Genomic DNA, 25,932 nt, shown 5'->3' on the forward strand with positions numbered 1-25,932 from the left:
CGATATCAGCGAATCCGTGATGCAGTTCCTTCTTGCGTCGATCGTCGTCGGCCCGCTCATCGGCGCGGCCGCCGCTCTCCTCCCGGCCCCGCCCGGACTGAAGGGGAAGTCCCCGGACCAGGCCGTGCTCCGCCACGGCGTCACCGTCACCGGCGTGATCCTGCTGGCCGCGATCGTCCTCGCGCTCGGCTTCGACCACGACCAGCCGTCGAGGATGCAGGCCACGACGGACATCCCGTGGATCCCCGCACTCGACGTGCGCATCCACCTCGGCGTCGACGGCATCTCCCTCCCCCTCCTGGTCCTGACCGCGCTGCTGACCTTCCTCTGCGCGCTGTACAGCTACTTCAAGATGCCCACGGGCCCGTCCCCGAAGGCCTTCGTCGCGCTCCTCCTGGTCCTGGAGTCCGGCACCCTCGCGACCTTCGCCGTCCTCGACCTCGTCCTGTTCTTCCTGGCCTTCGAGATGGTCCTCATCCCGATGTACTTCCTCATCGCCCGCTGGGGCGGCGAGGGCAGGCAGGCCGCCGCCTGGAAGTTCATCCTCTACACGCTGCTCGGCTCCGTCGTCATGCTGCTCGGCCTGCTCCTCATCGGCGTACAGGCGGGCACGTTCGACATGGTGGCGCTCGCCACCGACAACGGCCGGGGACTGACCACGTCCGTGCAGGTCACCGCCGCTCTCGCGATCGGTCTCGGGCTCGCGGTGAAGACCCCGATGTGGCCGCTCCACAGCTGGCTCCCGGACGCCCACACCGCCGCCCCGACCGTCGGCTCCGTGCTCCTCGCCGGCGTCCTGCTCAAGATGGGCACGTACGGCTTCGTCCGGATCCTCCTGCCGATCACCCCGGACGGGATGCGGACCTTCGCCCCGTACCTCGCCGCCTTCGCCGTCGCCGGGATCATCTACGGATCACTCGCCTGCCTCGCCCTCGCGCGCCCCGGCGCCAAGGGCGACCTCAAGCGCCTCATCGCGTACTCCTCCGTCGGCCACATGGGCTTCGTCCTCCTCGGCATCGCGACGATGACCCCCACCGGGGTCAACGGCGCGCTCTTCGCCAACATCGCCCACGGCCTCGTCACCGGCCTGCTCTTCTTCCTGGTCGGCGCCCTCAAGGACCGGTACGGCACCGCCGACCTCGACACCCTCGCGGGCGTCACCGGCGCGGCGCTCTACGGCCGCGCCCCGCGCCTCGGCGCCCTCCTCGCCTTCGCCGCCGTCGCCTCCCTCGGACTGCCCGGCCTGGCCGGCTTCTGGGGCGAGATGCTCGCCCTCTTCGGCGCCTTCGAACCGGCCGAGGGCCTCAGCCGCCCCGCCTTCCTCACCTTCATGGCGATCGGCGCCTTCGGCACCCTCCTCACCGCCGCCTACCTCCTCATGGTCGTCCGCCGCGTCTGCATGGGCGGCCCGCGACCCGCGGGGGAGACGCCGATCGCCGACGTCCAGGGCTACGAGTTCGCCGCCTGGACCCCGCTCGTCGCCCTCACCGTCCTCGCCGGACTCTGGCCCGCCGTCCTCCTCGGCCTCACCGACCCGGCCGTCCAGAAGCTCCTCGCCGGAGGCACCCAGTGACGTCGTCGCTCGTCCAGTCCGTCGACTGGCTCACGATCGCGCCCCCGACCCTCACGGCCGTGGTCGCCCTCGTCGTCCTCGTCGCCGACCTCTTCGTCCCCCCGGAGCGCAAGCGGCTCCTCGGCTGGACCGCGATCGGCGGTCTCGTCGCCGCCCTCGCGCTGCTCATCCCGCTGCGGGCCGGCGACCGCTCCACCTTCTGCCTCACCGCCGAGGCCCAGGCCCAGGCCCAGACCCAGTCCGGCGCGTGCAGCTACACCGCCGACCACTTCACCCTCGTCATCCAGCTGCTCGTCCTCGGCGGCGCGCTGCTCACCGCGCTCCTCTCCCTGGACGCGACCCGGGAGAAGCTCCCGGCCGGCGAGTTCTGGTTCCTGCTGCTCTCCTCGGCCGCCGGCGCCGCCCTGCTGCCCGCCTCCCGGGACCTCGCGACCCTCGTCGTCGCCCTCGAAGTGGCCTCGCTGCCGGCCTTCGCGCTCGTCGGTCTCAAGCGCGGCGACCGCATGTCCGGCGAGGCGGCGCTGAAGTTCTTCCTCTCGTCCGTCACCGCGACCGCCGTCACCCTGCTCGGCGTCAGCTTCGTGTACGCGGCGACCGGCACCCTCCACCTCACGGAGATCGCCCAGCGCCTGGACGACGTCCCCGGGCAGCTGGAGACGCTCGCCGAGGCGGGCGTGGCCCTCACCCTCGTCGGCTTCGCCTTCAAGACGGCCGCCGTCCCCTTCCACTTCTGGGTCCCCGACACCTACGTCGGCGCCCCGCTGCCCGTCGCCGCCTACCTCTCGGTGGTCGGCAAGGCCGTCGGCTTCACCGGCCTGATCCTCGTGACGGTCGTCGCCTTCCCCTCGTACGCGGACGTCTGGGGCCCGGCGCTCGCCGTCCTCGCCGCGCTCACCATGACCGCCGGCAACGTCGCCGCCCTCCGCCAGGTCTCCACGCGCGCGTGGAGCGCGGTCCGGCTGCTCGCCTGGTCCTCCGTGGCCCAGGCCGGCTACCTCCTGGTGCCGATCGCCGCCGCCGCGTACGCCGGCGGCGACCGGATCGGCGCCACCGTCGCGTACGCCCTGATGTACGCCGTCGTGAACCTCGGCGCCTTCGCGGTCGTCGCCCTCGTCGCCCGTACCCGCCCCGGGAACCGGATCGCGGACTACCGCGGCCTGTACGCGGCCAGCCCCGCCGCCGCCCTCGTCCTCGGGTTCTTCCTCCTGAATCTGGCCGGTTTGCCCCCGGGTATCATCGGCCTCTTCGCCAAGGTGACCGTCTTCTCGGCGGCCGTCGACGCGGGTCTCGGCTGGCTGGCCGTGGTGATGGGCGTCAACGTCGTGATCGCGCTGTACTACTACCTGCGCTGGACGGCGCTGTTGTTCCGCGCGCCGGAGGGGACCCCCGTCCCCCACAAGGCCACCGTGCCGGTCACCCTGGCGATCGCGCTGACCGCCGGCGCCGGAGTCGTGCTGTCGGGCTACCCGCAGTTCGCCCTCCGCTTCGCCGCGGACAGTCTTTTCTGACGCCCGCAGAGCCCCCATAGAGCCCCCCCCACAGAGCAATACCGAGGAGCAACACCCCGTGCTGAACGGATTCAAGGACTTCATACTTCGCGGGAACGTCATCTCGATGGCCATCGGTCTGGCCGTCGGAACGGCGTTCACGGCCGTCGTCACGGGCTTCAGCAAGGCCTTCATCACCCCGCTCATCGGCCTCGCCACCGGCTCCGTCGGTGACTTCAGCGAGGCGAAGTTCACCCTCGGCAAGACCGTCTTCCCCTACGGCCTCGCCATCTCCGCCGCCATAGCCTTCGTCATCACCGCCGCGGTCCTCTACTTCCTGATCGTCGCCCCGCTGGCGAAGGTCCAGGAGAGGTTCGCGCGGGAGGAGGCCGCCGACCCCAAGTCCGAGAAGCGCGACTGCCCCCGCTGCTTCACCGAGATCCCGGCGATCGCCTCCCGCTGCGCCCACTGCACCAGCGAGGTCGAGCCCATCGCCACCGGCCTGGAGAAGATCGGCGTCCCGGCGGCCCGCTGATCACCCGAACGGCCCACAGCCGCCCCGGTACGGCCGGGGGAACCCGAGCCTCCCGCCTGGCGTTGACCAGTACGGGAGGGTCCACTGGACGAGTGGACCACCACGAAGCAAAGGGTTCCCCTGCCGCACCATTTGGAGGGCGTACCGTGCACCGCCGGCACAACGGGCTGAGGACCGCCGTCCTCCTCGGAGGGCTCTCCGCCCTCATCATCGTCATCGGCAGCTTCTTCGGACGTACGGGGCTGATCGTCGCGCTCTTCGTGGCGCTCGGCACCAACGCGTACGCGTACTGGAACAGCGACAAGCTGGCGCTGCGGGCCATGCGGGCCCGCCCGGTCAGCGAGTTCGAGGCCCCCGCGCTGTACAAGATGGTGCGCGAGCTCTCCACGCAGGCCCGCCAGCCCATGCCGCGGCTCTACATCTCGCCGACCCAGGCGCCCAACGCGTTCGCGACCGGCCGCAACCCGCGCAACGCCGCCGTCTGCTGCACCGAGGGCATCCTCGCGCTCCTCGACGAACGCGAACTGCGCGGGGTCATCGGCCACGAGCTGAGTCACGTCTACAACCGCGACATCCTCATCGCCTCGGTCGCCGGAGCTCTCGCCTCCGTGGTCATGTTCCTGGTCAACTTCGCCTGGCTGATCCCCGTCGGCCGCTCCAACGACGACGACGGCCCGGGACTCCTCGGCTATCTGCTGATCGTCATCCTGGGCCCGATCGCCGCCTCGATCATCCAGCTCTCCATCTCCCGCTCCCGGGAGTACGAGGCCGACGCCTCCGGCGCCCAGCTCACCGGCGACCCGCTCGCCCTGGCCGGCGCCCTGCGGAAGCTGGAGGCGGGCACCAAGCAGCTGCCGCTGCCGGCCGAGCCCAGGATCGAGACGGCGAGCCACATGATGATCGCCAACCCGTTCCGCCCCGGAAAGGGCATGTCCAAGATGTTCTCCACCCATCCGCCGATGGCCGAGCGCATCGCCCGACTCGAACAGATGGCAGGTCGACGCCCGTGAAGACCATCCTCAACGTCATATGGCTGATCCTCTGCGGATTCTGGATGTTCCTGGGCTACATGCTCGCGGGCGTCCTGCTCTGCATCACGATCATCGGCATCCCCTTCGGTCTCGCCGCGTTCCGCATCGGCATCTACGCCCTGTGGCCCTTCGGGTACACGGTCGTCGACCGTCGCGACGCGGGAGCCCCCTCCTGCGTCGGCAACGTGCTGTGGCTGATCCTCGCCGGCTGGTGGCTGGCCCTCGGCCACATCGTCACCGGCGTCGCCCTCTGCATCACGATCATCGGCATCCCGCTCGGCATCGCGAACTTCAAGCTGATCCCGGTCTCGCTGCTGCCTCTCGGCAAGGAGATCGTCCCCACGGACCAGGCGTACGCGGCCCGCTGATGCGGCACCCCCGCTACGCGCTGGTGCCCGACGCGCGGACACCCGGCCCCGGCGCCCCCGGCCGTCACGTCCTGGCCCTCTGCACGGACGTGACGGGCCTCTTCGCCGAGCCCGCCCGCCCCGCCCGCGTCCGCTACGAGCTCCGCGGCTGCGAACCGCGCGGCGATCTCTCCCGGGCCGTCACCCAGGCGGTCGTGGAGGGCACCGCGCCGTTCGGCACGCTCGTCGTGGAGCTCCACGGCACGCCGTGGGCCCTCGCGGACACCCGGGTCCTCGGCATGCGCGGCGACGTCGTCACGGTCGAGGCGGCCGGCGAGCCGTACCGCGTCCACCACCCCGCCGACCCGGTCCCGTGCGGGAACCTGATCCGGGCGACCCCCGCCGTACCCGAGGAGCGGACCCACACCGACGTCACCTTCGTCGGCTGCGAACCGCGCGGCGAGCTCCGCGACGCCCTCGCGGCCGGCGCGGAGGAGTTCGGGGAGGTCCGCTACCAGGGCCTCACCCGGACCGGGAGCCGGCACCACGAGGGCGAGGCGGGCCGGATCACCGGCTGGGACCCCTCCGCCCGCCACCGCGGTCTCGTCGACCTCACCCTGTCCTTCCCCCGTACGCGCCTGGTGCCGCCCGAGACCGGCGCGATATGGGACCTGTTCTGGCACGACCGCCCCGCCGAGCCCGGCACCTGGCGGCGGTTCACCGGCGCGGCGCGCGGCGCGTGGCGGGACCGGGCCGCCGCCCACGGCTCGCACGGCGCCCCGGAGCTCGTCCCCGGTGCCACGTACCACCTCGACGGCACCGACGTGGTCGACGAGGACTCGTTCCACTGCGCGCTGGGGGAGGCCGTGCTCGGCCCCGGCCGCTGCTTCCGCGAGGCATCCGCCGGAGCGATCGGCGAGGAGCTGGCCGGCGCCACCCTCGTCTGGCACCACGCCGATGTGGCCCGCGCCTGTCTCGGGACCCCGCCCTACGCCGCCGGGCACCGCCCGGCGACGTTCCAGGAGATCACCGACGCCCTCACGGCCGCGGGGGTGCGGGTCGTCCTCGGCTGACCGCCCACGCCACGACCCCCACCGCGAGGACCCCCGCCCCCGCGAGGACGGACCCCAGCGGCAGCGCGAAGGCGAGCACGGCGCACCCGGCGAACCCGAGCGCGGTGAGCGCCCTGACCCGCCCTCCCAGGGTCCAGGCGGAGGCGTTCGCGATCCCGTAGTAGACGAGCACACCGAAGGACGAGAAGCCGATCGCGCCCCGCACGTCCGCCGTCGCCGCCACCACGGCCACCAGCGCGCCCACGGCGAGCTCGGCCCGGTGCGGCACCTTGAAGCGGGGGTGCACGGCGGCGAGCCCGCTCGGCAGGTACCCGTCCCGCGCCATCGCCAGGGTCGTACGGGACACCCCGAGGATCAGCGAGAGCAGCGAGCCGAGGGCCGCGACCGCCGCGCCCACCGTGACGAGCGGCACCAGCCACGTCGCGTCCGCCGCGCGGGCCGCGTCGGCGAGCGGCGCGGGGGAGTGGGCCAGGGCGGAGGGCCCCAGAACGCCGAGCACGCTCACCGCGACGGCCGCGTAGACGGCGAGCGTGATCCCGAGGGCCACCGGCACGGCCCGGGGGATCGTGCGGGCCGGATCGCGGACCTCCTCGCCGAGCGTGGCGATGCGCGCGTACCCCGCGAAAGCGAAGAAGAGCAAACCCGCGGCCTGGAAAACCGAGCCCGCGACGACCTCTCCGCCGAGCGTGAGCCGCGTCGCCTCACCGGCCCCGAAGGACACCACGGCCACACAGGCGAGGACGGCCAGGACCGTCGCCACGATGACCCGCGTGAGCAGCGCCGACTTCTGAACTCCCCGGTAGTTGACGGCCGTCAGGGCCACCACGGCGGCCACCGCCACGGCGTGCGCCCGCTCCGGCCACAGGTACGCCCCGACCGTCAGCGCCATCGCCGCGCAGGAGGCCGTCTTGCCGACGACGAACGCCCAGCCGGCCAGATATCCCCAGAACGATCCGAGGCGTTCGCGACCGTACACATAGGTGCCGCCGGAGGCCGGGTAGAGGGCCGCGAGCCGGGCCGAGGCCATGGCGTTGGCGTACGCGACGACGGCGGCGACCCCGAGCGCCAGGAGCAGCCCCGCCCCGGACCCGGCAGCACCGGCCGCCGGTCCGAGCACGACGAAGATCCCGGCCCCGACCATCGAACCGAGCCCGATCACGACCGCGTCGAAGACGCCGAGCGACCGGCGCAGTTCCTCTGCCATACGGGTCAGCCTAGGGGCCTGTCCGCCCACCCGGTCTCCCGCAGGGTGATGTTGAGCCGTCCGACCAGACCGAGCGCCGGATCGGCCGTCCCCGGGTACACGATGGGCACGCCGTGGTGCACCCACCGCGAAGCCCCGCCGAAAACAAAAAGATCACCGGAGGTCAGATCGACGTCCCGATAGGGCCGTCCACGGTTCTCCGCGTTCCCGAACCGGAAGACGCACCGGTCCCCGAGACTCAACGACACGACGGGGGCACCGGACCGCTCCTCCTTGTCCTGGTGCATGCCCATCCGCGCGCCGGGCCCGTAGAAGTTCACCAGCGCCGTGTCCGGCGCGAACCCCCCGAACCCGCCACCCTCCCCGTACGCCTCGACGAGCGCCTCCCGCCCCAACGCGACCAGCCAGCCGGGCAGTTCGACACCGACCGTGTCGAGATAGCGGTACGGCTCCCACTGCCGCCCCAGGCACAGCGACCGCACCGACATGACGCCCCCGCCCGGCAGCACGGTCCGCCGGTACGACACGGGTCCGCGCCCCCACTCCCGGCAGGCGTCCACCAGCTCCCGCTGCCGCGCGAGCGGAAGCCACCCGGGCACATGGACGGCCCCGGGCGCGACGTCGGCCCGCTCGCGCGGAAAGAGCCCCTCGCTCACACGGAACCCGCACGGCCCGCCGGCGCGCCCTCGAGCCCCAGCAGCCGCTCTTTCCGCTCAAGACCGGCGGCGTACCCGCGCAGGCTCCCGTCGGCCCCGATCACCCGGTGACAGGGCCGCACCACGAGCAGCGGATTGCGCCCGATCGCGGTGCCCACGGCCCGCACCCCGGCCCCGGACGAGCCGACGAGCCGGGCGACGTCCCCGTAGGAGACGGTGGTGCCGTACGGGATCTCCTCCAGGGCCCGCCAGACGCGCCGCTGGAACTCCGTACCGACACTCGGGTCGTACGGGACGTCGAACCGGTCCCGCTCACCGGCGAAGTACTCGCCGAGCTGCCGGGCGACCTCCTCGAACGCCCCGGGCGCGCAGGTCCAGCCGTCCTCGACCTCGACGCCGCCCTTCTGTCCCGGCAGGGACAGCGAGCGGAGCACGGCACGGCCCCCTTCGGCGAGCTGTCCGACCAGCAGCATCTCGCCCAGGGGGCCGTCGACGTACGCGTACACGGTCATGGCTGGATCCTCTCCCCGCACGGGTCTTCCACGATCCAGTGTGCGGGGCCCGCCGACACTCGGTCCGGCGGTTTTCGGACGTCGGCCTCGACGGGTCAGCGGTAGTTCACGTACTGGAGGGCGAAGTCGAAGTCCTTGCCCTTGAGCAGCGCCTGCACGGCCTGCAGGTCGTCCCGGCTCTTCGAGCTGACGCGCAGCTCGTCGCCCTGGACCTGCGCCTTGACGCCCTTGGGGCCCTCGTCCCGGATGGCCTTCGCGACCTTCTTGGCGTTCTCCTGCGAGATGCCCTCGACGACCGACGCGAAGAGCTTGTACTCCTTGCCGGACAGCTGCGGCTCACCCTCGACGTCCAGCGACTTCAGCGAGATCCCGCGCTTGATCAGCTTGGACTGGAAGATGTCGAGGATCGCCATGACGCGCTCCTCGCCGTTCGCCTGCATCAGGATCTTCTCGCCGGACCAGGAGATCGAGGCGTTGGTGCCCTTGAAGTCGTAACGCTGGGAGATCTCCTTGACGGCCTGGTTGAGGGCGTTGTCGACCTCCTGCCGCTCGACCTTGGACACGATGTCGAAACTGGAGTCGGCCATGACTCGTGGCTCCTTGTTCGGATGCTGTGGGGTACAGCCCAAAGCCTAGGGGGTTCACCGCGCCCCGAACGGCTGATCAATCCGGTGGCGAAGCACCCCCCGGGATCAGGTATTGTTTACGTCGTTGCCACGGAACACCGCGAAAGCGGCTCCACGGCAGCGATCTCATGGCGATGTGCCCGAGTGGCCAATGGGAGCGGACTGTAAATCCGTCGGCTTAGCCTACCCAGGTTCGAATCCTGGCGTCGCCACGTGAAGAAGGTCCCCGGTGCTTGCACCGGGGACCTTCACTCGTTTCCGGACCTTGTGGCGCCGGGTCAGTTTCCGGCCACGTCCTTCACCGCGACCGAGAGCGGCGTCGAGCCGCTGACCAGCTCCAGGGTCAGGCCCGCGGTCGCCGGCGTGTCGAGGAGTTCCGCGAGGACCGCGGCCACGTCGTCGCGGGGGACCATGCCGCGGCCCGTGTGGGCCTCCAGCCGGACCAGGCCCGTGCCCGCGTCGTTCGTCAGGGAACCCGGGCGCAGGATCGTCCACTCCAGGGCCGTACGGGAGCGGACCGCGTCGTCGGCGGCCCCCTTGGCCCGGAGGTACGCGTCGAAGACCTCGTCGCCCGCGTGCGCCGCGTCCGCGCCCATCGAGGAGACGACCACGTAGCGCCGTACGCCCGCCCGCTCCGCCGCGTCCGCGAAGAGCACCGCGGCCGCGCGGTCCACGGTGTCCTTGCGGCCCACCGAACTCCCCGGCCCGGCGCCCGCCGCGAAGACCGCCGCGTCGGCGCCCTGCAGGACCGCCGCGACCATCTCCACCGACGCCGTCTCCAGGTCCAGGACGACCGGCTCGGCGCCCGCCTCCCGTAGGTCGTCGCCCTGCTCGTGCCGGCGGATGATCCCCGCCACCTCGTGCCCGCCCGCCGAGAGCAGCCTCTCCAGGCGCAGGGCGATCTGTCCGTGTCCTCCAGCGATGACGATGCGCATACTCACGACCGTACGACGGGACCGGCCGGAGGGCTTCCCGGCTCGGGCGGCCGCTCCGGCCGCGCCTGCCTGGGCAGGTCCAGGGCGGCCGCCGAGTCGCAGTACTCCCGCACCGCGCTCGTCCGGGCCACCACCCGCCCCCGGTGCACCACGATCCGGCTGTACGCGAGGGACAGCACGCCCGCGAGCCGCTCGCCGCGCACCGCGAGCAGCTCCGCCGGGAAGCCCGCCTCCACCCGTACCTCCGGCAGCCCCATCGCCGTCCGCGCCTCCGCGCTCACCGCCGCGTACGCCTCCTGGGGCGGCAGGCCGCCGAGCGAGGCGAGCAGGTAGGCCGCCTCCAGCGGGTCCCCCCGCCCGACCGGGTTGGACACGTCCCGCAGCGACCCGCTGCCCGCCGCGACACGCACCCCGGCCGCCCGCAGCAGCCGGACGGGCGCCGCGCCGCGCAGCTCCGTACCGCCGCAGCCGCCCTGCGGCAGGCACATCACCGTCACGCCGGCCGCCGCCAGCTGGTCCGCCGCCCGCCGCGCCACGTCGGCGGGGAGCCGGCCGAGCCCGCCGCACGGCCCGATCGTCACCCCGGGTCGCAGGCCGCCGGCCATCGCCGCGAGCCGGGCGAGCCGGGCCGGGTCGTCCCCGTCGGTGTGCAGGTCGACCGGGCAGCCGTGCTCGGCCGCGACCTCCAGGACCGCCTCCACGTAGCCGGCCGGGTCGGGGTCGAGGTCCGGGCAGCCGCCGACCACACCGGCGCCCATCTTCACCGCGTCCCGCAGCATCGCGAGCCCGTCCGCGCCCGCGACGCCGGTGAGGAGCCGGGGAACGGCGACGGCCGTCAGGTCGGCGAGGCCGCGCAGCGAGCGCCGGGCCTGCAGCACGGCTTCGAGGGGCCCGAGCCCCTGCACGTCGCCGATCCGCACGTGCGCGCGCAGCGCGGTCGCGCCGTGGCCGAGCTGGAGCAGCGCGGCCTCGGTGGCCCGCCGCTGCACCTCCTCGGGGGCGTACGAGACGGGGCCGGGGGTGTCGGCGGAGAGGGCGGTGTCGGCGTGGGCGTGGGGTTCGGCGGCGGCGGGCAGCAGCAGATAGCCGGCGAGGTCGACGCGGGAGCCGCCGACGGCGCCGAGGCTGCCGGCGGTGCCCACGGCCTCGATCCGCCCGCCGACGAGCCGTACGTCCACGGTCCGGCCGTCGGTGAGGCGCGCGTGGGAGAGCAGGAGCGAGGTCGAGTCGGCTGTGGTGGCGGCTCCGTCCTCGGGCGGCTGGGGCTGCTTGCTGTCGGCTGCCATCGGCTCCTCAAGGCTCCTCAAGATCAAGATCGCGCAAGGTGGGGCCGAGCCTAGGGGCGCTCGGACCGACCTTCGAGGAGGAGGGCAATAGTCGTACCGATGAGTCCACGAGTGGCGTACGTGACGCCTGGTGAGGGCCGTCGCGGCGCCCCGGGGAATCGGATTTGGGTGATGGGCGGGAGACCGTGTAATGTCTTCCTCGCTCGCCCCAATAGCTCAGTCGGTAGAGCGTCTCCATGGTAAGGAGAAGGTCTACGGTTCGATTCCGTATTGGGGCTCTGGTGAGAAGGACCCCGCCTTCGGGCGGGATCCAGATCATCAAAGCGGTGTAGCTCAGATGGTAGAGCAAGCGGCTCATAATCGCTGTGTCACCGGTTCAAGTCCGGTCACCGCTACACACGGTAGCCGATTGTGGGGTCGGTCCTTCGATCGGCTACTCTTTTATGCGTTCATCCGTCCCATCCGTCCAAGGAGCACTCACGTGGCTGCCACCGACGTCCGCCCGAAGATCACGCTGGCCTGCGTGGAGTGCAAGGAGCGGAACTACATCACCAAGAAGAACCGGCGTAACAACCCGGATCGTATGGAGATGAAGAAGCACTGCCCCCGCTGCAACTCGCACACTGCGCACCGCGAGACGCGTTAATCAGGCTCGTACACGAGGCCGTCCCCACCAGGGGGCGGCCTCGTGTCGTTTGTCCGCGCGATCGGCGACACCGGCGCGATCGGCAAGACCGGCAACATCGGCAACATCGGCAATGAATCCAGGAGGTATCGAGTCCATGGCGCTCGACCAGTCCTTCGTGGGCCGGACCTATCCGCCCACCACGCCCTACGAGGTCGGCCGCGAGAAGATCCGCGAGTTCGCCGAGGCGATCGGTGACGCCAATACCGCGTACACCGACATCGAGGCGGCCAAGGCGCTCGGGCACTCCGATGTGATCGCCCCGCCCACGTTCGTGTTCGCCATCACGTTCAAGGCGGCGGGCGCCGTCATCGAGGACCCGCAGCTCGGCCTCGACTACAGCCGCGTGGTCCACGGCGACCAGAAGTTCGCCTACACCCGGCCCGTACGCGCCGGGGACCGGCTCTCGGTCACCTCCACCATCGAGGCGATCAAGTCCCTCGCGGGCAACGACATCCTGGACATCCGCGGCGAGGTCCACGACGCCTCCGGCGAGCACGTCGTGACCGCCTGGACGAAGCTCGTCTCCCGCGCACCCGAGGGGGCCTGACCATGACCGCCAAGATCGCCTACGACGAGGTCGAGGTCGGCACCGAGCTGCCCGCGCAGACCTTCCCCGTGACCCGCGCCACGCTCGTGCGGTACGCGGGCGCCTCCGGGGACTTCAACCCGATCCACTGGAACGAGAAGTTCGCGGTGGAGGTCGGGCTCCCGGACGTCATCGCCCACGGCATGTTCACCATGGCCGAGGCGATCCGCGTCGTCACCGACTGGGCCGGCGACCCCGCCTCCGTCGTCGAGTACGGCGTCCGCTTCACCAAGCCGGTCGTCGTCCCCAACGACGACCAGGGCGCCCTCGTCGAGGTCAGCGCCAAGGTCGCCGCGAAGCTGGACGACCGACGGGTGCGGGTCGACATCACCGCGATGAGCGCGGGCCAGAAGGTCCTCGGCATGTCGCGCGCCGTGGTCGAGCTCGCCTGACGGTCGCGTGTGAGCCCCGGTGCCCCACGGTGCCGGGGCTTCCGTGTCTCTCCTGCCGCGGTCGAAGGGGCCCGTACCCTTGAGCCCGTGCAGCCACTCCACGACGCCCCCCTCGCGCCCCTGACCACCTTCCGGCTCGGCGGCCCCGCCACCCGGCTCCTCACCGCCACCACGGACGACGAGGTGGTCGCGGCCGTCCGCGAGGCCGACGGCACGGGCACCCCGCTGCTGATCATCGGCGGCGGCTCCAACCTGGTCATCGGGGACAAGGGATTCGACGGCACGGCGCTGCGCATCGCCACCACCGGCTTCGCCCTGGAGGGCACGCGCCTGGAGCTCGCCGCGGGCGAGGTCTGGACGGACGCCGTGGCCCGCGCCGTCGAGGTCGGGCTCGCCGGGATCGAGTGCCTGGCCGGCATCCCCGGCTCGGCCGGCGCGACCCCGATCCAGAACGTCGGCGCGTACGGGCAGGACGTCTCCGCCACCGTCACCGAGGTCGTCGCCTACGACCGGCGCGCAGGGGAGACCGTCACCCTCACCAACGCCGAGTGCGCCTTCTCGTACCGGCACAGCCTCTTCAAGGACCACCCCGAGCGGTACGTGGTGCTGCGGGTCCGCTTCGAGCTGGAGGACGCCGCCGGGCTCTCCGCGCCGATCAAGTACGCGGAGACCGCCCGCGCCCTCGGCGTCGAGGCGGGGGACCGGGTGCCGCTCGCCCTGGCCCGCGAGACCGTGCTGCGGCTGCGCGCCGGCAAGGGCATGGTCCTGGACCCGGAGGACCACGACACCTGGTCCGCGGGCTCCTTCTTCACCAACCCGATCCTCACGGCGGGGGAGTACGAGACCTTCCTCACGCGCGTCGCCGGACGGCTCGGCCCCGAGGTCACCCCGCCGGCCTTCCCCGCGGGCGAGGACGGCGCCGTGAAGACCTCGGCGGCCTGGCTGATCGACCGGGCCGGATTCACCAAGGGGTACGGCACCGGGCCCGCCCGGATCTCCACCAAGCACACGCTCGCGCTCACCAACCGCGGCGAGGCGACCACCGAGGACCTCCTCGCCCTCGCCCGCGAGGTCGTCGCCGGGGTCCGGGACGCCTTCGGCATCACCCTCGTCAACGAGCCCGTCACGGTCGGCGTCGCGATCTAGGGGTGTCCTGCCGATCAGGCCGGGCTCGCGGGGACTCAGGCGGTGACCCAGTCGTCGATTCCCGCGAGCAGCTTCGCCCGGACGCCCTCCGGGGCCGCCGAGCCCCGGACCGACTGACGGGCCAGCTCCGCCAGCTCCACGTCCGTGAACCCGTGGTGCCGGCGGGCGATCTCGTACTGCGCGGCGAGCCGCGAGCCGAACAGCAGCGGGTCGTCCGCGCCCAGCGCCATCGGCACGCCCGCCTCGAAGAGCGTCCGCAGCGGTACGTCCTCGTGCCGCTCGTACACCCCCAGGGCCACGTTCGACGCCGGGCAGACCTCGCAGGTCACCCCGCGCTCCGCGAGTTTCCGCAGCAGCCGGGGGTCCTCCGCCGCCCGCACTCCGTGGCCGACCCGCGCCGCCCGCAGGTCGTCCAGGCAGTCCCGTACCGAGGCGGGTCCCGTCAGCTCGCCGCCGTGCGGGGCCGCGAGCAGACCGCCGTCCCGGGCGATCGCGAACGCCCGGTCGAAGTCGCGCGCCATGCCGCGCCGCTCGTCGTTGGAGAGCCCGAAGCCGACCACGCCCCGGTCCGCGTACCGCACCGCGAGCCGGGCGAGCGTCCGCGCCTCCAGGGGGTGCTTCATCCGGTTCGCCGCGACGAGCACCCGCATCCCGAGCCCGGTCTCCCGGGAAGCCGAGTCGACCGCGTCCAGGATGATCTCCATGGCCGCGATGAGCCCGCCGAGCAGAGGGGCGTACGAGGTGGGGTCGACCTGGATCTCCAGCCACCCCGAGCCGTCCCTGACGTCCTCCTCGGCCGCCTCGCGGACCAGCCGCCGGATGTCGTCCGGCTCGCGCAGGCAGGAGCGTGCGATGTCGTACAGGCGTTGGAAGCGGAACCAGCCGCGCTCGTCGGTCGCCCGTAGCTTCGGGGGCGTACCGCTGCTCAGCGCCTCGGGGAGGCGGACGCCGTACTTGTCCGCCAGCTCGATGAGTGTCGTGGGCCGCATCGAACCGGTGAAGTGCAGGTGCAGATGGGCCTTGGGCAGCAGGGTGATGTCGCGTGAATCGTGCTCCATCGACCGATCCTGCCGCACCCGAATGGCCGAAGGCACCCTCTTTCCCCGATCGGGACCTTGCTAGAACGCAAAAACGGGCCCCCGCTCCGAAGGGAGCGGGGGCCCGTCCGTCACACGATCAGTCCGTCGCCTCGGCGAGCAGCTTCTGGATCCGGGACACGCCCTCGACCAGGTCCTCGTCACCGAGCGCGTACGACAGACGCAGGTAGCCCGGCGTACCGAAGGCCTCGCCCGGGACGACCGCGACCTCGGCCTCGTCGAGGATCAGGGCCGCGAGCTCGCCCGACGTCGCGGGGCGCTTGCCGCGGATCTCCTTGCCGAGGAGACCCTTCACCGAGGGGTACGCGTAGAACGCGCCCTCCGGCGTCGGGCAGTACACGCCCTCGATCTCGTTCAGCATCCGCACGATCGTCTGGCGGCGACGGTCGAAGGCGGTGCGCATCTCCGCGACGGCGTCCAGGTTGCCCGAGACGGCGGCGAGGGCGGCGATCTGCGCGACGTTGCTCACGTTGGACGTGGCGTGCGACTGGAGGTTCGTCGCGGCCTTCACGACGTCCTTCGGGCCCACGATCCACCCGACGCGCCAGCCCGTCATCGCGTACGTCTTCGCGACGCCGTTGACCACGATGCACTTGTCGCGCAGCTCGGGCACGATCGCCGGCAGCGAGGTGAACTTCGCGTCGCCGTAGACGAGGTGCTCGTAGATCTCGTCCGTCAGGACCCAGAGGCCGTGCTCGACGGCCCAGCGGCCGATCGCCTCGGCGTCGGCCTCGGGGTACACCGCGCCGGTCGGGTTGGACGGCGACACGAAGAGGACGACCTTGGTCTTCTCCGTGCGCGCGGCCTCCAGCTGCTCCACCGAGACCCGGTAGCCGGTGGTCTCGTCGGCCACGACCTCCACCGGGACACCGCCGGCGAGGCGGATCGACTCGGGGTACGTCGTCCAGTACGGCGCCGGGACGATGACCTCGTCGCCCGGGTCGAGGATCGCGGCGAAGGCCTCGTAGATCGCCTGCTTGCCGCCGTTGGTCACCAGGACCTCGGAGGCGTCGACCTCGTAGCCGGAGTCGCGCAGCGTCTTGGCGGCGATCGCGGCCTTCAGCTCGGGCAGACCGCCGGCCGGCGTGTAGCGGTGGTACTTCGGGTTCCTGCAAGCCTCGACGGCCGCCTCGACGATGTAGTCGGGGGTCGGGAAGTCGGGCTCACCGGCGCCGAAGCCGATCACCGGGCGTCCGGCGGCCTTGAGGGCCTTGGCCTTGGCGTCGACGGCGAGGGTGGCGGACTCGGAGATCGCACCGATGCGGGCGGAGACCCGACGCTCGGTGGGAGGGGTAGCAGCGCTCATGCGGCCCATCGTCCCAGACCGGCTCAGGGCCGGGCACACAGGTTTCACGGACCGGACAGGAATGGTCATTCCCGGTCGTACGCGCGTCCTACGGCAGGTCGGCGTGGTTTCTGTTCGACGCGGACCCCCATCACCACGTATGCTCACTGCTCGTTGGCCCGCACAAACCACATCTCACGATGCGGTAGGTTGAGGGACACCAACAAAGGGTCGTAGCTCAATTGGTAGAGCACCGGTCTCCAAAACCGGCGGTTGGGGGTTCAAGTCCCTCCGGCCCTGCTACACACACCGCCAGGTGTTGTGCGCATGTACGTACTTCATTGCACCGCCGTGCGGCTCCACCCGGGCGCGGCACGGCCGACCCGGAATCAGGTGAGAGATCGTGACGGACGCCGTAGGCTCCATCGACATGCCTGATGCCGACGACGAAGCCGCGGACGCGAAGAAGAAGGCCCGCAAGGGCGGCAAGCGCGGAAAGAAGGGCCCTCTGGGCCGTCTCGCGCTCTTCTACCGCCAGATCGTCGCAGAGCTCCGCAAGGTCGTCTGGCCCACGCGCAGCCAGCTGACGTCGTACACCACTGTGGTGATTATCTTCGTCGTCATCATGATCGGCCTTGTCACCGTGATTGACTATGGCTTCCAGGAAGCAGTCAAGTACGTCTTCGGCTGACTTTTTGTTCCACCCCATCTGTATCGCAGGAAGAAGCAGCCACCGTGTCTGACGCGAACCTGAACGACGCCTTCGAGTCCGAGTCCGTCGAGGACGAGCTGGACATCGTCGAGGCCGCCGACGAGGACCAGGCAGACGCTGCTGACGACGCCGCTGACGAGGCCGCCGAAGAAGCCGCTCTCCACGTCGAGGACGAGGACGAGGACGAGCTGGAAGGCGACGAGGCCGAGGAGTCCGACGAGGACGCCGAGGTCGAGGCCGAGGAAGAGGCGTCGGACGAGTCCGACGAGGAGTCCGTCGAGGACGCCGAGGACGAGACCGAGGAGGAGGCCGAGCCGGCCGCCCCGGTCGACCCGGTCGCCGCGCTCCGTGAGGAGCTCCGCACCCTTCCCGGCGAGTGGTACGTCATCCACACCTACGCCGGCTACGAGAAGCGCGTGAAGGCCAACCTCGAGCAGCGTGCCGTCTCGCTCAACGTCGAGGACTTCATCTACCAGGCCGAGGTCCCCGAGGAAGAGATCGTCCAGATCAAGGGCGGCGAGCGGAAGAACGTCAAGCAGAACAAGCTCCCCGGCTACGTTCTCGTCCGCATGGACCTGACGAACGAGTCCTGGGGCGTCGTCCGCAACACCCCCGGCGTCACCGGCTTCGTGGGCAACGCCTACGACCCGTACCCGCTGACCCTGGACGAGATCGTCAAGATGCTCGCCCCGGAGGCCGAGGAGAAGGCCGCCCGCGAGGCCGCCGAGGCCGAGGGCAAGCCGGCTCCGGCCCGCAAGCTGGAGGTCCAGGTCCTGGACTTCGAGGTCGGCGACTCGGTGACGGTCACGGACGGTCCCTTCGCGACCCTCCAGGCCACGATCAACGAGATCAACCCGGACTCGAAGAAGGTCAAGGGCCTCGTCGAGATCTTCGGTCGCGAGACCCCGGTCGAGCTGAGCTTCGACCAGATCCAGAAGAACTGATCTCACCGTCTTCCGACCAGGTCAGAGTGGCTCTCGTAGCCGCTCTGACCTGCTCGGTTTTTAGCCGCACGTCCATACCCGTTATCGTTGTGCGGTATGCCTGCATCCGGATGACCGGAAGGCGGGCTGAACACTCTCACTAGGACCCGGAGAGAGCAATGCCTCCCAAGAAGAAGAAGGTCACGGGGCTTATCAAGCTCCAGATCAACGCCGGTGCGGCGAACCCGGCCCCGCCGGTCGGCCCCGCGCTCGGTCAGCACGGCGTCAACATCATGGAGTTCTGCAAGGCCTACAACGCCGCGACCGAGTCGCAGCGTGGCATGGTCGTGCCGGTGGAGATCACGGTCTACGAAGACCGCACCTTCACCTTCATCACCAAGACTCCGCCGGCCGCGAAGCTGATCCTCAAGGCTGCTGGTGTGGACAAGGGCTCCGGCGAGCCGCACAAGACCAAGGTCGCGAAGCTCACGGCCGCTCAGGTCCGCGAGATCGCCACGGTCAAGCTGCCCGACCTGAACGCCAACGACCTGGACGCCGCGTCGAAGATCATCGCCGGCACCGCCCGTTCCATGGGCATCACGGTCGAGGGCTGATCACCCCCCTCGTGACCTCAGTGGTAGGGCCGGCGCGGCCCGCACCACGACTCCATACCTGAACCAACAGGAGCAGAAGTGAAGCGCAGCAAGGCTCTCCGCAGCGCGGACGCCAAGATCGACCGGGAGCGGAACTACGCCCCCCTCGAGGCCGTCCGTCTTGCCAAGGACACCGCCGCCACCAAGTTCGACGGCACCGTCGAGGTCGCCTTCCGCCTGGGCGTCGACCCGCGCAAGGCCGACCAGATGGTCCGTGGCACCGTGAACCTCCCGCACGGCACCGGTAAGACCGCCCGGGTCCTGGTCTTCGCGACCGGTGACCGTGCCGAGGCCGCGATCGCCGCTGGCGCCGACATCGTCGGTTCCGACGAGCTCATCGACGAGATCTCCAAGGGCAACCGCCTGAACGAGTTCGACGCCGTTGTGGCCACCCCGGACCTCATGGGCAAGGTCGGCCGCCTCGGCCGCGTCCTCGGCCCGCGTGGTCTGATGCCGAACCCCAAGGTCGGCACCGTCACCCCCGATGTCGCCAAGGCTGTCAACGAGATCAAGGGCGGCAAGATCGAGTTCCGCGTCGACAAGCACTCGAACCTGCACTTCATCATCGGCAAGGTCTCCTTCGACGAGACGAAGCTGGTCGAGAACTACGCCGCGGCCCTGGACGAGATCCTTCGTCTGAAGCCGTCCGCCGCCAAGGGCCGCTACATCAAGAAGGCGACCCTGACGACGACCATGGGCCCCGGCATCCCGCTGGACTCCAACCGCACCCGGAACCTCCTCGTCGAGGAGGACCCGGCCGCGGTCTGAACCTCACCGGTTCACTGAGTGGTCGACAGGCCCTCGCCTCTCCTCGGAGAGGCGGGGGCCTGTTCTTTGTTACGGTTCGAAGAACCGTAAAGACGTTGATCAAGGGGTGGGGAACACTCATGAACAGGTCCGCATGGAAGCGCGCGGGAGTCGCGCTGACGGCAGCGGCGGTCGTGACGGGGGTCGCGGGCTGTCAGGACGGCGGCACGAAGGCGGCCGACAAGCCGCAGACGCAGAGCCTCGAAGACGTCACGAAGGTCATCCAGGCCGCGTACACCAAGACCTCGGCGGCCAAGTCCGCGAAGATCCGGATGACGATCGAGATGACGGGCGCCGGTCTGGGCTCCGGCACCACCACGATGACCGGCGTGCAGGGCTGGGACCCGGCCGCGATGGACGTGACGATGTCCGGCGGGATGTTCGCGAGCATGGGTGCCGCCGGGATGCCCGAGAAGATCCGCATGATCATGCGTGACGACGTCATGTACATGGACATGGGCGCCGAGCAGGCCGCCGGCATGGACGGCAAGCGCTGGATGAAGATGGACTTCGCCGCAATGGCGAAGGAGTCCGGCGACGCCGCCCTGCAGAAGCAGATGACGCAGGGCCTGGGCGGCATGAATCAGGACCCGGCCCAGCAGCTCGCGCTTCTCCTGGAGGCCCCGGGCATCAAGCACGTCGGCCCGGAGAAGGTCGAGGGCGTCGAGGCGCAGCACTACAAGGGCACGGTCGCCTTCGAGGACATGCTGAACGCCAACAAGAGCTTCGACGGTATGCCGAAGGCGGACCGCGACAAGCTCGTCGCGACCATGAAGGAATCGGGGATCAAGGGCTACGACACCGAGCTCTGGGTCAACGGCGACGGCTACCCGGTGAAGACGGTCGTCGGCATGAAGATGCCCGAGGGCACGATGGACATGACCGCCTTCTACTCCGACTACGGCACCGAGGCGACGGTCGAGGCCCCGCCGGCCAAGGAGACCTTCGACGTCATGGAGATGCTGGGAGCGCTCGGTCAGGGCTGATTTGCCCGAAGCCGTTGCGGTCGCGTACTCTTCCAGAGAAGCCAAAGACCGCTGGTCGTCACTGTGCCCATCAGGGTGCGGTGGCCGAAGGATTCGCTGAGATGCGGACGACCCGCGCAGGTGACTGTGGAAGAGTTCCCGCGTCCTCGTGATGTGGTCGAGCTAAGCCCCGTGCGCCTGCGCCGGGGCGTTTTGTTTTGTTCAGCCCCTTCGCGCGGTCCCATCACCCGGAAGGAGGCCGACGCTCATGGCAAGGCCCGACAAGGCTGCCGCGGTAGCCGAGCTCAAGGACAAGTTCCAGAGCTCGAGCGCCGTTGTGCTGACCGAGTACCGGGGTCTCACCGTCGCGCAGCTCAAGACGCTGCGTCGTTCGCTCGGTGAGAACGCCCAGTACGCCGTGGTGAAGAACACGCTGACCAAGATTGCGGCCAACGAGGCCGGGATCACCTCGCTCGACGACCAGTTCACCGGTCCGACGGGCGCTGCCTTCATCACCGGTGACCCGGTGGAGTCGGCGAAGGGTCTTCGTGACTTCGCCAAGGAGAACCCGAACCTCATCATCAAGGGCGGTGTCCTTGACGGTAAGGCGCTGACCGCCGATGAGATCAAGAAGCTTGCGGACCTCGAGTCCCGCGAGGTTCTGCTCAGCAAGCTGGCCGGCGCGTTCAAGGGCAAGCAGTCTCAGGCTGCCTCGCTCTTCCAGGCGCTGCCGTCGAAGTTCGTCCGCACCGCGGAGGCGCTTCGCGTCAAGCTCGCCGAGCAGGGCGGTGCCGAGTAATTCGGCTCGCGCATTGATCCGCGCCGCCTAGTGCGCGGGTCGCAGCGGGCCGTTACGCCCGCCTCTACATACATCCGGCACCTGCCGAATTAGTGGAAGGATCGCCCATCATGGCGAAGCTCTCTCAGGACGACCTCCTCGCCCAGTTCGAGGAGATGACCCTCATCGAGCTCTCCGAGTTCGTGAAGGCGTTCGAGGACAAGTTCGACGTCACCGCCGCCGCGGCCGTCGCCGTTGCCGGCCCGGGCGCCCCGGTTGCCGCTGAGGCCGCCGAGGAGCAGGACGAGTTCGACGTCATCCTCGAGGGTGCCGGCGACAAGAAGATCCAGGTCATCAAGGTCGTGCGTGAGCTCACCTCCCTGGGCCTCAAGGAGGCCAAGGACCTCGTCGACGGCACCCCGAAGCCGGTCCTCGAGAAGGTCGCGAAGGAGGCCGCCGAGAAGGCTGCCGAGTCCCTCAAGGCCGCCGGCGCCTCCGTCACGGTCAAGTAAGACCGTTTCGAGTCGCTGAAGCTGACTCCTGCCCCCGTGTAACGCGAGGGCATCGAAAGGCGATCACCCATCTGGGTGGTCGCCTTTCGGCGTTCCCGAGAGCGGGCGTGGCGAGGGTCCCGAGGGCCGTCGGAGGCGGAGTATGGTGATCTTCGCCGTGCGCCCCGCAGACCGGGGGGCCTTGACGAACCGCACGCAGCGCGCAATTCTCAGGACGCGTCGTCACAACGATCCGTATCCGAGGCATGGATCGACGACTGAACGGGCAGTATCGAGGTGCGCCGCATGGCGCGAGGTACCGCGGAGTTGAGAGCAACGAGGGTCGCGAAGAACTCGCCCTGGACATCAGTGAGCCAAGTGGCTACACTGACCCTTTGCGCTGCCTGTTAGCTGCCCCCTGCCCGTCACCAGGGGCATACCTTCGCATCCGCTTCGTGGACCGACCCCGTCTGACCTGGCCTTTTGGTCATTTCAGGAAATGTCTGCCGTGAAGCTTTGCTGGGGACCGGTACGCGCGTAGTGAGTCCGAGCCCTCGGAAGGACCCCCTCTTGGCCGCCTCGCGCAACGCCTCGACCAATACGAACAACGGCGCAAGCACCGCCCCGCTGCGCATCTCCTTTGCAAAGATCAAGGAGCCCCTCGAGGTTCCGAACCTCCTCGCGCTGCAGACCGAGAGCTTTGACTGGCTGCTCGGTAACGCCGCCTGGAAGGCTCGCGTCGAGGCTGCCCTTGAGTCGGGACGCGACGTCCCCACGAAGTCCGGCCTGGAAGAGATCTTCGAGGAGATCTCGCCGATCGAGGACTTCTCCGGGTCGATGTCGCTGACCTTCCGCGACCACCGCTTCGAGCCGCCGAAGAACTCGATCGACGAGTGCAAGGACCGTGACTTCACGTACGGCGCCCCGCTCTTCGTCACCGCCGAGTTCACCAACAACGAGACCGGTGAGATCAAGTCTCAGACGGTCTTCATGGGCGACTTCCCGCTCATGACCAACAAGGGCACCTTCGTCATCAACGGCACCGAGCGTGTCGTGGTGTCGCAGCTGGTCCGATCGCCGGGCGTCTACTTCGACTCCTCGATCGACAAGACGTCCGACAAGGACATCTTCTCCGCCAAGATCATCCCGTCCCGGGGTGCCTGGCTGGAGATGGAGATCGACAAGCGCGACCTCGTCGGTGTCCGCATCGACCGCAAGCGCAAGCAGTCGGTCACCGTGCTGCTGAAGGCTCTGGGCTGGACCACCGAGCAGATCCTGCAGGAGTTCGGCGAGTACGAGTCCATGCGCGCCACCCTGGAGAAGGACCACACCCAGGGCCAGGACGACGCGCTGCTCGACATCTACCGCAAGCTGCGTCCGGGCGAGCCGCCGACCCGTGAGGCCGCTCAGACGCTGCTCGAGAACCTCTACTTCAACCCGAAGCGCTACGACCTCGCGAAGGTCGGCCGCTACAAGGTGAACAAGAAGCTCGGCGCCGACGAGCCGCTGAACGCCGGCGTGCTCACCACCGATGACGTCATCGCCACGATCAAGTACCTGGTCAAGCTCCACGCGGGCGAGACCGAGACGATCGGCGAGAACGGCAACGAGATCGTCGTCGAGACCGACGACATCGACCACTTCGGCAACCGTCGTCTGCGTAACGTCGGCGAGCTCATCCAGAACCAGGTCCGCACGGGTCTGGCTCGTATGGAGCGCGTCGTGCGTGAGCGCATGACCACCCAGGACGTCGAGGCGATCACGCCGCAGACCCTGATCAACATCCGGCCGGTCGTCGCCTCCATCAAGGAGTTCTTCGGCACCAGCCAGCTGTCCCAGTTCATGGACCAGAACAACCCGCTGTCGGGTCTGACGCACAAGCGTCGTCTCTCGGCGCTGGGCCCTGGTGGTCTGTCCCGTGAGCGGGCCGGCTTCGAGGTCCGAGACGTGCACCCGTCCCACTACGGACGCATGTGCCCGATCGAGACCCCCGAAGGCCCGAACATCGGTCTGATCGGTTCGCTCGCCTCGTACGGCCGCGTCAACGCGTTCGGCTTCATCGAGACGCCGTACCGCAAGGTCGTCGACGGTCAGGTCACCGACGACGTCGACTACGTCACCGCCGACGAGGAGGACCGCTTCGTCATCGCGCAGGCCAACGCCGCGCTCAATGACGACATGCAGCTCACCGAGAACCGCGTCCTGGTGCGTAAGCGTGGCGGCGAGGTCGACTACGTCCTGCCGTCCGAGGTCGACTACATGGACGTCTCGCCGCGCCAGATGGTGTCGGTCGCGACGGCCATGATCCCGTTCCTCGAGCACGACGACGCCAACCGTGCCCTCATGGGCGCGAACATGATGCGTCAGGCGGTGCCGCTGATTAAGTCGGAGGCCCCGCTCGTCGGCACCGGCATGGAGTACCGCTGCGCCACCGACGCCGGCGACGTGCTCAAGGCCGAGAAGGACGGTGTCGTCCAGGAGCTGTCGGCCGACTACGTCACGGTCGCCAACGACGACGGCACGTACATCACGTACCGCCTGCACAAGTTCTCGCGCTCGAACCAGGGCACCTCGGTCAACCAGAAGGTCGTCGTCGACGAGGGCGACCGCGTGATCGAGGGCCAGGTCCTCGCCGACGGTCCCGCCACCGAAGACGGCGAGATGGCGCTCGGCAAGAACCTGCTCGTGGCGTTCATGCCGTGGGAGGGCCACAACTACGAGGACGCGATCATCCTGTCGCAGCGCCTCGTGCAGGACGACGTCCTCTCCTCGATCCACATCGAGGAGCACGAGGTCGACGCCCGTGACACCAAGCTCGGCCCGGAGGAGATCACCCGGGACATCCCGAACGTCTCCGAGGAGGTCCTCGCCGACCTCGACGAGCGCGGCATCATCCGTATCGGTGCCGAGGTCGTCGCCGGCGACATCCTCGTCGGCAAGGTCACGCCCAAGGGTGAGACCGAGCTGACGCCGGAGGAGCGCCTGCTCCGCGCGATCTTCGGTGAGAAGGCCCGTGAGGTCCGTGACACCTCGCTGAAGGTGCCGCACGGCGAGATCGGCAAGATCATCGGCGTCCGCGTCTTTGACCGTGAGGAGGGCGACGAGCTTCCCCCGGGCGTGAACCAGCTGGTCCGCGTCTACGTCGCCCAGAAGCGCAAGATCACCGATGGTGACAAGCTCGCCGGCCGTCACGGCAACAAGGGCGTCATCTCGAAGATCCTGCCGATCGAGGACATGCCGTTCCTGGAGGACGGCACCCCGGTCGACATCATCCTCAACCCGCTGGGTGTCCCGTCCCGAATGAACCCGGGACAGGTCCTGGAGATCCACCTCGGCTGGCTCGCCAGCCGCGGCTGGGACGTCTCCGGCCTCGCGGACGAGTGGGCGCAGCGCCTCCAGGTGATCGGTGCCGACAAGGTCGCCCCCGGCACCAACGTCGCCACCCCGGTCTTCGACGGTGCGCGTGAGGACGAGCTCGCGGGCCTGCTGAACCACACCATCCCGAACCGCGACGGCGAGCGCATGGTGCTCCCGACCGGTAAGGCGCGTCTCTTCGACGGCCGCTCCGGCGAGCCGTTCCCGGAGCCGGTCTCCGTCGGGTACATGTACATCCTCAAGCTCCACCACCTGGTCGACGACAAGCTGCACGCTCGGTCGACCGGTCCCTACTCGATGATCACCCAGCAGCCGCTGGGTGGTAAGGCCCAGTTCGGTGGCCAGCGCTTCGGTGAGATGGAGGTGTGGGCGCTGGAGGCATACGGCGCCGCGTACGCCCTCCAGGAGCTGCTGACGATCAAGTCCGACGACGTGACCGGCCGCGTGAAGGTCTACGAGGCCATCGTCAAGGGCGAGAACATCCCTGAGCCCGGCATCCCCGAGTCCTTCAAGGTGCTCATCAAGGAGATGCAGTCCCTGTGCCTCAACGTGGAGGTGCTCTCCTCGGACGGCATGTCCATCGAGATGCGCGACACCGACGAGGACGTCTTCCGCGCAGCGGAGGAGCTCGGTATCGACCTGTCCCGGCGCGAGCCGAGCAGCGTCGAAGAGGTCTGACGGGAGTCCGGTCCGGGGATTCGGTGAAGCATCACTGAATCCCCGGCCGGCCCCAGGACCCCCGTTCCAGACCCCAAGACTTACAACCCTG

At 69.7% G+C, this 25,932-nt stretch carries 26 protein-coding genes and 4 tRNA genes; 22 read left to right on the forward strand and 8 right to left on the reverse strand.

Annotation, left to right across the window (positions count from 1 at the left end; all coding sequences use genetic code 11):
• Nucleotides 1-19: 19 nt before the first annotated feature.
• The 6 genes from OG580_RS21220 to OG580_RS21245 all read left to right on the forward strand — a co-directional run bounded on the left by OG580_RS21220 (nucleotide 20) and on the right by OG580_RS21245 (nucleotide 6,046).
• Entirely contained in the window at nucleotides 20-1,573 is a 1,554-nt protein-coding gene (locus OG580_RS21220) for a NuoM family protein (protein ID WP_267048071.1), read from the forward strand.
• Nucleotides 1,570-3,081 carry an NADH-quinone oxidoreductase subunit N gene (locus OG580_RS21225; protein ID WP_267045261.1) on the forward strand — a complete coding sequence of 504 codons (1,512 nt, stop codon included), beginning with the start codon at nucleotides 1,570-1,572 and terminating at the stop codon, nucleotides 3,079-3,081. Before OG580_RS21220 ends, OG580_RS21225 begins: the two co-directional genes overlap by 4 nt.
• A gap of 58 nt (nucleotides 3,082-3,139) precedes the next feature.
• Nucleotides 3,140-3,595: a large conductance mechanosensitive channel protein MscL gene (gene mscL / locus OG580_RS21230; protein WP_267045262.1), complete on the forward strand. Its 456-nt coding sequence runs from the start codon at nucleotides 3,140-3,142 to the stop codon at nucleotides 3,593-3,595.
• A 146-nt stretch (nucleotides 3,596-3,741) separates the two neighbouring features.
• Complete coding sequence (gene htpX / locus OG580_RS21235) at nucleotides 3,742-4,605, forward strand: zinc metalloprotease HtpX (RefSeq protein ID WP_267045263.1); 864 nt, start codon at nucleotides 3,742-3,744, stop codon at nucleotides 4,603-4,605.
• Nucleotides 4,602-4,994 carry a YccF domain-containing protein gene (locus OG580_RS21240; protein WP_267045264.1) on the forward strand — a complete coding sequence of 131 codons (393 nt, stop codon included), beginning with the start codon at nucleotides 4,602-4,604 and terminating at the stop codon, nucleotides 4,992-4,994. The genes htpX and OG580_RS21240 overlap by 4 nt, the downstream gene beginning before the upstream one ends.
• Nucleotides 4,994-6,046, forward strand: a complete 1,053-nt coding sequence (locus OG580_RS21245; RefSeq protein WP_267045265.1) for a hypothetical protein — start codon at nucleotides 4,994-4,996, stop codon at nucleotides 6,044-6,046. The genes OG580_RS21240 and OG580_RS21245 overlap by 1 nt, the downstream gene beginning before the upstream one ends.
• Here OG580_RS21245 and OG580_RS21250 read toward each other — a convergent pair.
• From OG580_RS21250 to OG580_RS21265, 4 genes are all read right to left on the reverse strand, one after another.
• Nucleotides 6,012-7,250: an APC family permease gene (locus tag OG580_RS21250; RefSeq protein WP_267045266.1), complete on the reverse strand. Its 1,239-nt coding sequence runs from the start codon at nucleotides 7,248-7,250 to the stop codon at nucleotides 6,012-6,014. The two genes, OG580_RS21245 and OG580_RS21250, sit on opposite strands and share 35 nt — an antisense overlap.
• Nucleotides 7,251-7,255: 5 nt before the next feature.
• Complete coding sequence (locus OG580_RS21255) at nucleotides 7,256-7,906, reverse strand: alpha-ketoglutarate-dependent dioxygenase AlkB (protein ID WP_267045267.1); 651 nt, start codon at nucleotides 7,904-7,906, stop codon at nucleotides 7,256-7,258.
• Nucleotides 7,903-8,418: a methylated-DNA--[protein]-cysteine S-methyltransferase gene (locus OG580_RS21260; protein ID WP_267045268.1), complete on the reverse strand. Its 516-nt coding sequence runs from the start codon at nucleotides 8,416-8,418 to the stop codon at nucleotides 7,903-7,905. The genes OG580_RS21255 and OG580_RS21260 overlap by 4 nt, the downstream gene beginning before the upstream one ends.
• Before the next feature lie 95 nt (nucleotides 8,419-8,513).
• A complete protein-coding gene (locus OG580_RS21265; RefSeq protein WP_267045269.1) occupies nucleotides 8,514-9,005 on the reverse strand; it encodes a YajQ family cyclic di-GMP-binding protein in 492 nt (163 codons plus the stop codon).
• Between the two features lie 169 nt (nucleotides 9,006-9,174).
• Between OG580_RS21265 and OG580_RS21270 the strand changes: the two genes are divergently transcribed.
• Nucleotides 9,175-9,256 (forward strand) — tRNA-Tyr (locus tag OG580_RS21270).
• 66 nt (nucleotides 9,257-9,322) lie between these two features.
• Here OG580_RS21270 and OG580_RS21275 read toward each other — a convergent pair.
• Nucleotides 9,323-9,979, reverse strand: coding sequence for an NAD(P)H-binding protein (locus OG580_RS21275; RefSeq protein WP_267045270.1), 657 nt, complete (start codon nucleotides 9,977-9,979; stop codon nucleotides 9,323-9,325).
• 2 nt (nucleotides 9,980-9,981) lie between these two features.
• Nucleotides 9,982-11,265: an amidohydrolase family protein gene (locus OG580_RS21280; protein WP_267045271.1), complete on the reverse strand. Its 1,284-nt coding sequence runs from the start codon at nucleotides 11,263-11,265 to the stop codon at nucleotides 9,982-9,984.
• A gap of 205 nt (nucleotides 11,266-11,470) precedes the next feature.
• On the opposite strand from OG580_RS21280, the gene OG580_RS21285 reads away from it, so the two are divergent.
• The 6 genes from OG580_RS21285 to OG580_RS21310 all read left to right on the forward strand — a co-directional run bounded on the left by OG580_RS21285 (nucleotide 11,471) and on the right by OG580_RS21310 (nucleotide 14,077).
• Nucleotides 11,471-11,543, forward strand: a tRNA-Thr gene (locus OG580_RS21285).
• 44 nt (nucleotides 11,544-11,587) lie between these two features.
• Nucleotides 11,588-11,660 (forward strand) — tRNA-Met (locus OG580_RS21290).
• Nucleotides 11,661-11,746: 86 nt separating this feature from the next.
• Nucleotides 11,747-11,911, forward strand: coding sequence for a 50S ribosomal protein L33 (rpmG, locus tag OG580_RS21295; RefSeq protein WP_007265873.1), 165 nt, complete (start codon nucleotides 11,747-11,749; stop codon nucleotides 11,909-11,911).
• A gap of 136 nt (nucleotides 11,912-12,047) precedes the next feature.
• The gene (locus tag OG580_RS21300) at nucleotides 12,048-12,500 is read left to right on the forward strand and encodes a MaoC family dehydratase N-terminal domain-containing protein (RefSeq protein WP_267045272.1); all 453 of its coding nucleotides are present in this window, start codon (nucleotides 12,048-12,050) and stop codon (nucleotides 12,498-12,500) included.
• A gap of 2 nt (nucleotides 12,501-12,502) precedes the next feature.
• On the forward strand, nucleotides 12,503-12,931 hold the full coding sequence (locus OG580_RS21305) for a MaoC family dehydratase (protein WP_267045273.1): 429 nt from the start codon (nucleotides 12,503-12,505) through the stop codon (nucleotides 12,929-12,931).
• 87 nt (nucleotides 12,932-13,018) lie between these two features.
• Nucleotides 13,019-14,077, forward strand: a complete 1,059-nt coding sequence (locus OG580_RS21310; RefSeq protein ID WP_267045274.1) for a UDP-N-acetylmuramate dehydrogenase — start codon at nucleotides 13,019-13,021, stop codon at nucleotides 14,075-14,077.
• A gap of 35 nt (nucleotides 14,078-14,112) precedes the next feature.
• On the opposite strand, the gene OG580_RS21315 is transcribed toward OG580_RS21310, so the two are convergent.
• Together OG580_RS21315 and OG580_RS21320 are read right to left on the reverse strand one after the other, a co-directional pair.
• Nucleotides 14,113-15,135: an adenosine deaminase gene (locus tag OG580_RS21315; protein WP_267045275.1), complete on the reverse strand. Its 1,023-nt coding sequence runs from the start codon at nucleotides 15,133-15,135 to the stop codon at nucleotides 14,113-14,115.
• A gap of 118 nt (nucleotides 15,136-15,253) precedes the next feature.
• Complete coding sequence (locus tag OG580_RS21320; protein ID WP_267045276.1) at nucleotides 15,254-16,480, reverse strand: pyridoxal phosphate-dependent aminotransferase; 1,227 nt, start codon at nucleotides 16,478-16,480, stop codon at nucleotides 15,254-15,256.
• 206 nt (nucleotides 16,481-16,686) lie between these two features.
• On the opposite strand from OG580_RS21320, the gene OG580_RS21325 reads away from it, so the two are divergent.
• From OG580_RS21325 to rpoB, 9 genes are all read left to right on the forward strand, one after another.
• A tRNA-Trp gene (locus tag OG580_RS21325) sits at nucleotides 16,687-16,759 on the forward strand.
• Nucleotides 16,760-16,862: 103 nt separating this feature from the next.
• Nucleotides 16,863-17,150, forward strand: coding sequence for a preprotein translocase subunit SecE (gene secE, locus OG580_RS21330; RefSeq protein ID WP_267045277.1), 288 nt, complete (start codon nucleotides 16,863-16,865; stop codon nucleotides 17,148-17,150).
• Nucleotides 17,151-17,194: 44 nt separating this feature from the next.
• The gene (gene nusG / locus OG580_RS21335; protein ID WP_267045278.1) at nucleotides 17,195-18,115 is read left to right on the forward strand and encodes a transcription termination/antitermination protein NusG; all 921 of its coding nucleotides are present in this window, start codon (nucleotides 17,195-17,197) and stop codon (nucleotides 18,113-18,115) included.
• Nucleotides 18,116-18,273: 158 nt separating this feature from the next.
• Entirely contained in the window at nucleotides 18,274-18,708 is a 435-nt protein-coding gene (gene rplK, locus OG580_RS21340; protein WP_015035536.1) for a 50S ribosomal protein L11, read from the forward strand.
• 78 nt (nucleotides 18,709-18,786) lie between these two features.
• Entirely contained in the window at nucleotides 18,787-19,515 is a 729-nt protein-coding gene (gene rplA / locus OG580_RS21345) for a 50S ribosomal protein L1 (protein WP_267045279.1), read from the forward strand.
• A 119-nt stretch (nucleotides 19,516-19,634) separates the two neighbouring features.
• A complete protein-coding gene (locus OG580_RS21350; protein WP_267045280.1) occupies nucleotides 19,635-20,540 on the forward strand; it encodes a hypothetical protein in 906 nt (301 codons plus the stop codon).
• A 247-nt stretch (nucleotides 20,541-20,787) separates the two neighbouring features.
• Nucleotides 20,788-21,318 (forward strand): 50S ribosomal protein L10, encoded by a 531-nt coding sequence (gene rplJ / locus OG580_RS21355; RefSeq protein ID WP_024755372.1) that lies wholly within the window; start codon nucleotides 20,788-20,790, stop codon nucleotides 21,316-21,318.
• 110 nt (nucleotides 21,319-21,428) lie between these two features.
• Entirely contained in the window at nucleotides 21,429-21,809 is a 381-nt protein-coding gene (gene rplL / locus OG580_RS21360; protein WP_267045281.1) for a 50S ribosomal protein L7/L12, read from the forward strand.
• A gap of 549 nt (nucleotides 21,810-22,358) precedes the next feature.
• Nucleotides 22,359-25,841, forward strand: coding sequence for a DNA-directed RNA polymerase subunit beta (rpoB, locus tag OG580_RS21365; RefSeq protein WP_267045282.1), 3,483 nt, complete (start codon nucleotides 22,359-22,361; stop codon nucleotides 25,839-25,841).
• Nucleotides 25,842-25,932: the final 91 nt, after the last annotated feature.

Source organism: Streptomyces sp. NBC_00094 (genome assembly GCF_026343125.1).
Taxonomy (GTDB): Bacteria; Actinomycetota; Actinomycetes; order Streptomycetales; family Streptomycetaceae; genus Streptomyces.

Excerpts from the sequence above, each read along its gene's own strand:
- OG580_RS21220 (WP_267048071.1), top strand. The coding sequence starts at position 20 with ATGCAGTTCCTTCTTGCGTCGATCGTCGTCGGCCCGCTCATCGGCGCG.
- OG580_RS21245 (WP_267045265.1), top strand. The coding sequence starts at position 4,994 with ATGCGGCACCCCCGCTACGCGCTGGTGCCCGACGCGCGGACACCCGGC.
- OG580_RS21250 (WP_267045266.1), bottom strand. The coding sequence starts at position 7,250 with ATGGCAGAGGAACTGCGCCGGTCGCTCGGCGTCTTCGACGCGGTCGTG.
- OG580_RS21260 (WP_267045268.1), bottom strand. The coding sequence starts at position 8,418 with ATGACCGTGTACGCGTACGTCGACGGCCCCCTGGGCGAGATGCTGCTG.
- OG580_RS21265 (WP_267045269.1), bottom strand. The coding sequence starts at position 9,005 with ATGGCCGACTCCAGTTTCGACATCGTGTCCAAGGTCGAGCGGCAGGAG.
- OG580_RS21275 (WP_267045270.1), bottom strand. The coding sequence starts at position 9,979 with ATGCGCATCGTCATCGCTGGAGGACACGGACAGATCGCCCTGCGCCTG.
- OG580_RS21280 (WP_267045271.1), bottom strand. The coding sequence starts at position 11,265 with ATGGCAGCCGACAGCAAGCAGCCCCAGCCGCCCGAGGACGGAGCCGCC.
- OG580_RS21300 (WP_267045272.1), top strand. The coding sequence starts at position 12,048 with ATGGCGCTCGACCAGTCCTTCGTGGGCCGGACCTATCCGCCCACCACG.
- OG580_RS21305 (WP_267045273.1), top strand. The coding sequence starts at position 12,503 with ATGACCGCCAAGATCGCCTACGACGAGGTCGAGGTCGGCACCGAGCTG.
- OG580_RS21315 (WP_267045275.1), bottom strand. The coding sequence starts at position 15,135 with ATGGAGCACGATTCACGCGACATCACCCTGCTGCCCAAGGCCCATCTG.
- OG580_RS21320 (WP_267045276.1), bottom strand. The coding sequence starts at position 16,480 with ATGAGCGCTGCTACCCCTCCCACCGAGCGTCGGGTCTCCGCCCGCATC.
- rplK (WP_015035536.1), top strand. The coding sequence starts at position 18,274 with ATGCCTCCCAAGAAGAAGAAGGTCACGGGGCTTATCAAGCTCCAGATC.
- OG580_RS21350 (WP_267045280.1), top strand. The coding sequence starts at position 19,635 with ATGAACAGGTCCGCATGGAAGCGCGCGGGAGTCGCGCTGACGGCAGCG.
- rplJ (WP_024755372.1), top strand. The coding sequence starts at position 20,788 with ATGGCAAGGCCCGACAAGGCTGCCGCGGTAGCCGAGCTCAAGGACAAG.
- rplL (WP_267045281.1), top strand. The coding sequence starts at position 21,429 with ATGGCGAAGCTCTCTCAGGACGACCTCCTCGCCCAGTTCGAGGAGATG.